Source organism: Bartonella elizabethae F9251 = ATCC 49927 (assembly GCF_000518165.1).
In the GTDB taxonomy this organism is placed as follows: domain Bacteria; phylum Pseudomonadota; class Alphaproteobacteria; order Rhizobiales; family Rhizobiaceae; genus Bartonella; species Bartonella elizabethae.
Window position 1 is genome coordinate 1 of record NZ_JADB01000029.1, and the last position, 7,237, is coordinate 7,237.

Here is a 7,237-nt window from a genome sequence, read left to right on the forward strand (position 1 = left end):
TGCTGAAGTTCGTATCTACTCCTGCAAATGCAGTGCCTACATCATTATAGGTCTTGCTTGTGCCTTCATTACCATCTTCATTGAACATTTTTAGGATAAAGCTTGGTGCAACCCATTGACCATTCTCATATCCAGCGCCACCACCAAAAGTCTTTGCAACACTGCTCCCTAAAGCATGAAGCTGGTTACCCGCTACGGCATCACTTGAGCTAGAATTAATCGCTCCATTGGCAAGTGACGTGATCTTGCTATTCGTTTTACTACCTTCTTTGCCATGCTCTGCTACAAACGCACCTTTAGTCTCATCCCACAACAAAGCATCACTTTGAACTGTGCTGATCTCTTTGCCAATTTCATCCTTAATATTCGCAAACTGATCTTTGACTTTCTCGAATGAATCTCCAACTCCCGTAAAGGCAGAGGTTACATCATTATAACTCGTGTCAATGATATCACCATTGTCGTTGAAACCCTTAAAATGGAATGTAGGAGCAACCCATTTGCCATCCTCATAGCTAGCACTACCACCGAAAGACGTAGCAACTGCAGTGCCCAGTGAATAAAGTTGAGAACCATTAACTGCCTCAGTGGAGTCTGCTGAGAGCTTACCAGCAGCAAGATTAAAAATAGTCCGAGCTTGACGCTCACTATTCATAATATTTATTGATTTTAATGGTGAGTTGGCAGCAATAGTTACCGCCCTTTCTTCATCATCCCCCCGAGCTAATCCACGGGTTAAGTTTCTTATCAAAGGAAAGCTGTCTATATTCTCATGCTGATTATTCCCTTGAGATAGATTATTTTGTTTTTCCCCAATAACAGCAGGGACCTTTATCTCAGCAACCTGACGATTCTCATTTGTGAAAACGCTATTAACACCAGAAAATGTATTTACACCATTCTTAGCTCCCTCCCTCCCCGCAAATGCAATATCAAAAGCAGCTTTAGTCTGAAACTTAATATTAGATCTTAAGTTTTTGAAGGACTCTTCTTCACCCCCCATAAATGCAAAGCCACTAGCTGCATACAATTTACTGCCAAATACATAAGCTGGTGGAATAGCTTTAAACAGATTTGTACCACCACTAAAATTGTTTGATATGTTATTTAAAATCTGCGTATTAGCAGACACAGGAGAAATATTTGATAAAAAGATAACCACTGCCGCCAATGAAAGCGCTTTCACAAAAAGTAATCGATAAAGCGAGAAAGAATTTTTAAAATCACTCACCACTTGCGCTTTTTGTGTGGTATATAATTTTTTCATAACAAATTCTCCCAAGTAAGAAAAACATATTTAGAACATTAAAAAGACACATTTCAGCGCTAGAGGTGATTTAGGGATGTGAGTTTTACTTGTTCTCTGTAGAGTTTGGTTTTTTTTGCAGAAGCAGATAGAATTGATCAGAATTTCGCTAAGGTTGCGATTGATGTTGGTTTGCAATCCGGTTAATGAGGTTTTCTACTTTTAAGCAGAGTGTTCTTTCTAAAAAGATTTCCTCAATTTGAGCGTAAGAAAAAAGATGAAAAAGATATGTTTTCGCGTTTTTATTGCGCGTGTTCTTTATGGTTTTTGAAGTAAAAGAGCTCATTTTATATATTTAAGAAGAAATAAGTGCTTACTGTGAGAGGGGTTGGGTTATTGATGATTTTCTTGGTGGGATTGTTGCACTTCTTTTGTGAGAGTGTGCAGTTTATCCTTAACCCTTAGAGTTCTCTATTTAAGGAACTTTAAAATAAAATGAGTATGGCTGTGTGATTTCTTCATAACTGCTCGCACCTCCCTTTGCGATAACTCTTTTCTGTTTTTACCAGAATGAGTCTTATTCAATGCTCCTTTGTTTTTTTATAGACTATTAAGACAAAAGGCAAGAAGAAAATGAATTTAATTATTTTTACAGAATGAGTCTTTTCGATTTAGGCAATCGTGGAATATCTTTATTGTATATGCTACAGACTTAAATATAGAGGTTCTGTTTCATTACTTCTTTTAGGTATCCTGTTTTGTTCAAAACGAGTCTTATCTAATCATTGCGGCTTCTATATAGCTCATGATTGCTTCTGTTGTGTACAGAGCAAATAAAACAAAATAATAAATGGGATTTTTTATTTTTTTAAACATATCCCCCCAATGGATATTTTCTAGTGATGAAGCTGTAGAACATATGCTTTAAAATAGTGCGCGATTATGCATCCTATTCATTTATGTGAGAGCATTACTCTGCATTTGTAAAATTTTTGTTAAAGTGCTTTATTTCTCGCTAAAATCAATCTCACTAAAAATATTATGAAATTTTATAATGATACGACTCTATGGTTTTCTCTGTAAAATATCACTTCTTTATAATAGAAAATTTCACCCTTGTCTTATAAGGCAAGGGTGAAATTTTAGTTAAATTGTAATTTCTTTTATTATCTGGTGTTATTTTAATTTCAGAGTTATTCCACCCCCTACACCCCAATGACCTCCAGCACTGGTTGCTGATAAATTAGAACGAATCTTGCCATCTTCAGATGTATAACCTGCACCAATAGCAAAAGCAGATTGGCCTCGCCACAAACCACTACCAAATGAAACACTTAAAGATCCCGGATCATCGAAGTAACGTAAGTTAGACACTGCCAAACCAATCGCTGCTGCTTGTCTTGCCTCTTTACGCACATTTTCTATGTTGTAATTTAAAGCCTCAAACTTCATATCTGTATATTGTTTGGACTTAACCACAGCATCGTCGATTGCATCAACAACAATATTGTTTACTCGTTGATCTGTATATTTTTTCGATTCATCAAGAACAATTTTCGTCTGCTCATTGGTATAATTATATAACTGACTACCATTCACTGCTTGCTTAGAATCTGCTTTAATTTCACCATCCTTTACATTGTTTATCAAAACAGGTTCACTTTCATTTCCACCTGCTAACGTGATGCTATTGGTTTTCTTTCCGTTTTTATCGACATCATAGCTAACCGCAACATCTACCTTTTTTTCAACTTCTGTTACCCTTTTTTCAACTTCTGTTACTTGGTCTTCAACTCCTCTTACATTGCCATTCGTCTTCTGAAGCTGTGCACCATTGATCGCATCGGTTGAGTTAGCAGAAATCTTACCAGAAGAAATAGATATCATATCCCCATTTTTCCTCTTACCTAAAGCTCTAGGTACCATTCTCATAAAAGGAAAGCCTTCGGTAATAATATTATTATCATTTCTTACACCAATACCGTCTTTAACCCGCTGATTCAAACCCAGTAAAGCATTATTAACGCCAGCAAATGCATCCGCAACACTCATATATGTGTTCTCAGACTCATTACCATACTGATCAAAGGCTTTAATTGTAAAAGCAGGACCTGACCATTGTCCATCTTTATCATATCCAGCACCACCGCCAAAATAACTTGCAAATGCCTGAGACAACAAATAAAGTTGGCTACCATTTACTGCTTCGGTTGATGTTTTTGTAAATGCCCCTCCCTTAACACCAGAGAGAACTCGTGGGGTACCCATATCGTTGGCAATATTTATTCTATCACCGCCTCTGCTTGCACCAATGGTAATAAGCCCAGTGCTATTTTGCTTAACAAGACCACCGTCTGTTACATTTTTGATCTTTTGATTAAGATTTGTAAAAGAACTACTTACACCAGAAAGTGCATCCGCAACATTGTAATAATACATCTCAGTCTCGCTACCATTCTCAGTCACGACTTTAACTGTAAAAGTAGGAGCATTCCAGTGTCCATCTGCATCGTATCCAGCATCACGACTAAAATAGCTCGCAACTTCATTGCTCATCGAATAAAATTGAGAACCATTGATCGCATCCGTCGATATTGCTGTAATCGAGCCAGCATTAACACCAGAGAGAACTCGTGGTGCATTCGCTCTGTTTGCAATACTTACCCTCGTTCCATTTACTTCTCCACCAATGGTAATCAGACCTGTAGCCTCTTCTTGCTTAACAAGGCTATTACCCGCCACATTGGTCGCTACATTTTCAATCTTTTTATCAAGATTCACAAAAGAAGTATTCACCCCAGTAAATGCATCTGCAACATTTGCATAGTGCGTTTCAGTCTCACTACCATTCTTATCAAAGACTTTAACCGTAAATGTAGGAGCATTCCATTTTCCATCTGCATCATATCCAGCATCACGACTAAAATAACCTGCCACTACATTGCTCATCGAATAAAGTTGAGAGCCATTAATCGCATCTGTAGATGTTGCTGTAATCGAGCCCGCATTAACACCGGTCAGAATCCGCACTGCATTATCAATATTTGCGATACTTACCTTCGTTCCACTTACTTTTCCACCAATGGTAATCAGTCCCGTATCATCTTGCTTAACAAGACTATCCCCCGCAACATTGGTCACTACATTCTCAATCTTTTTATCAAGATTTGCAAAAGAATCGCTTACACCTGTGAAGGCCGCTGCAACACTATTATAGCTCTTGTCAACTTCATTACCGTTTTTATCAAAGGCCTTAACCATAAAAGTAGGGGCAGTCCATTTTCCATTGTTATCATATCCAGCACCACCACCAAAAGATTTTGCCACTCCAATGCCCAATTTATACAGCTGGGAACCATTGACTGCTTGCTTCGATGTTGTACTAAGGAAAGCATCATGAACACCAGTAAGAACCCGCGCTTCACGAGAATTATTTGCAATATCTACTACATAGCCATCTTTGTTTGCACCAATTGTAATGGTCCCGCCAAAATCTTGCTTAACAAGACTATCACCCGCAACATTGGTCACTACATTTTCAATCTTTTTATCAAGATTTGCAAAAGAATCGCTTACACCCGTAAATGCCTCTGCAACACTATTATAGCTCTTGTCAACTTCATTACCGTTTTTATCAAAGGCCTTAACCATAAAAGTAGGAGCTATCCAGTTTCCATTTTGATCATATCTAGCACCACCCCCAAAAGATTTTGCTACTCCAATGCCCAATTTATACAGCTGGGAACCATTGACTGCTTGATTTGATGTTGGATCAAGCACAGCATTACGAACACCAGTAAGAACCCGCGCTTCACGAGAATTATTTGCAATATCTACTACATAGCCACCTTTGTTTGCACCAATTGTAATGGTCCCGCCAAAATCTTGCTTAACAAGCTGATCAGACAAGATTTGTTCAAATTTCTTATCAACCTGCTGCTTCCATGTTCCCCAACCTATAAACGCAGTATCAAAAGCATTTTTTAAACTTTTGAATTTACGATCTACCCCTAAAAACGCAGAACCAACATCTCGATATATATTACCGTCAATTATATAGGTTGGTGCAATACTTTTATGTATATTTGTACCAGCACCAAAATAAGTTTCTACATTACCCCAAAGATCACAAGCAAAACAAGCAGAAACAGGAGAAGCATTTGATAAAAAAACAGCCACTGAAACCAATGAAAGTTTTTTAATAAAAGAAAATCCATAAGGCGAATAAGAGTTTTTAAAATTACTTACTGCTGGCATTTTTGGTGTGGTATATATTTTTTTCATGATAACTTCTCCAAATAATAAAAACATATTAAAAACATTAAAAAGACATATTCTGGCGCTAGAATTCCTTGAAAGGTCTTTTTTATGAAAGATTAGGGTCTATAATGGGAAAAAAGACTATCTGAGCTTTCAATGAAATTGTGGTTGACATTGATTGATAATCCGAGTAATAGGGGTCGTTTTTCCGACTTTAAGGAGGTGTTTTTCTGCAAAAACCTCTTGGATTGGGGTATGAGAAAAACTGATATGAATATTGAAGAAACATATTTATGCTATTTTTTAAATGTTTGTGTTTAAGAGGCAATAAAGGGTATTTATTGCAAAAAAGGGTTGGATTATTTGCTGAGTGATTTAGGATATTTATTGTAAGATCATTGCGCTTTTATTGTAAGGATAAGCGGATATTCATAACTCTAAAGTTGCTTACCTTAGAGTTAGGTAGAGTGAGCTTACAGTTTCTGTATGATTTTTTCATATGCATTTCCCCGCGTTTTGTAAAAGCGTCTTTTGACGACTCGTTTACTTTTTATATACTATTAAGAAAAATAGCAAGAAAAAAATGAATTTAATTATTTTTTCATAAAATAATTCTAGAATTCACCGCCTTATTATTTGCTCTGTAAACGTTTATAGAAATACTTATGCATCGTTGTGTTTTAGATATCCTCGCTGTGATCAATGAGTTGCACTCAATCGTTACCGCTGCTGCATACAGAAATAATTAAAGTCGTCAAAAATAGAATGTTTTAACAATTTTAGTAGAAATATATTACTGTGGATTCCAGCGTATTTTTTTATCAAAACAACTATACGATATATTGCTCTCTAAATTACAATTTACAGCTCTGTTAAATATGTATGTTAACCTAAATATTATTAACTTACATTGCGCACTGCTAAAGTAAAAGTTACAGTTTATTTTTCTTCTTTTTTGATATCCCTAATATCATAATTCAACACTTAAAATTTTATATTTGTATAAGATTTAGTATCATTAACGATACCCTTGCTGACTTGTACACTTTTTGCATCTTCAAGAATGATCTTCATCTGCTGTTCGATGATAATCATGCAACAACTAACCAATCCTTCTACTGCTTCTGTCAAATTTGCATAAAATACACCACTCTTTACATCTTTTTTCTTTTTTATTTTTAGCATTGAAGCTGACAATTGTTATTTGTGGATACCGTTTCTTTAATCCTGCAAAACTTTTCGTCCCTGCCTTAAGTAGACAGGGACGATTTTGAAAATAATATTATTGGTAAATTTTATTAATTTAGCGTGAAACTTAATCCTACGCCCACACCCCAGCGACCTCCAGCACTTGTAACAGACAAGCTAGAGCGAGTGTTTCCATCTTCAGACGTATAACCAGCACCAACAGCAAAGGCAGTCTGATTGAGCCATATACCACTAGCAAGGGCAACACTTAACTTTCCTGGTGTATCATTGTAACGCAAATTAGATACCGCTAAACCAATAGCTGCAGCCTGTCTTGCTTCTTTCCGAACATCCTCAACGGCATAATTTAACGTCTCAAACTTCATATCTGTATATGCTTTGGACTCACTAACACCATTGTTGACTATATCAGTAATATGTTCATCCGTATACTTCTTCGCATCTTCAAGAACTAGCTTCATCTGCTGTTCCGTATAATCATGCAATTGACCGCCATTGATAGCTTCCTTCGAACCACTTTCA

1 protein-coding gene and 3 pseudogenes are annotated in these 7,237 nt (G+C 36.5%); all 4 read right to left on the reverse strand.

All coding sequences use genetic code 11. The features are described from left to right. A pseudogene (locus T429_RS09925) lies at nt 1-1,267 on the reverse strand (hypothetical protein); the annotation flags it as partial. A gap of 1,155 nt (nt 1,268-2,422) precedes the next feature. Next, nucleotides 2,423-3,451 (reverse strand): annotated as a pseudogene (locus tag T429_RS11310) (YadA-like family protein); the annotation flags it as partial. A gap of 312 nt (nt 3,452-3,763) precedes the next feature. Further along, nucleotides 3,764-5,557: pseudogene (locus T429_RS11315) on the reverse strand (hypothetical protein); the annotation flags it as partial. A gap of 1,247 nt (nt 5,558-6,804) precedes the next feature. After that, the coding region (locus T429_RS0108290; protein WP_026500968.1) for a YadA-like family protein at nt 6,805-7,237 on the reverse strand (433 nt) is incomplete at its 5' end.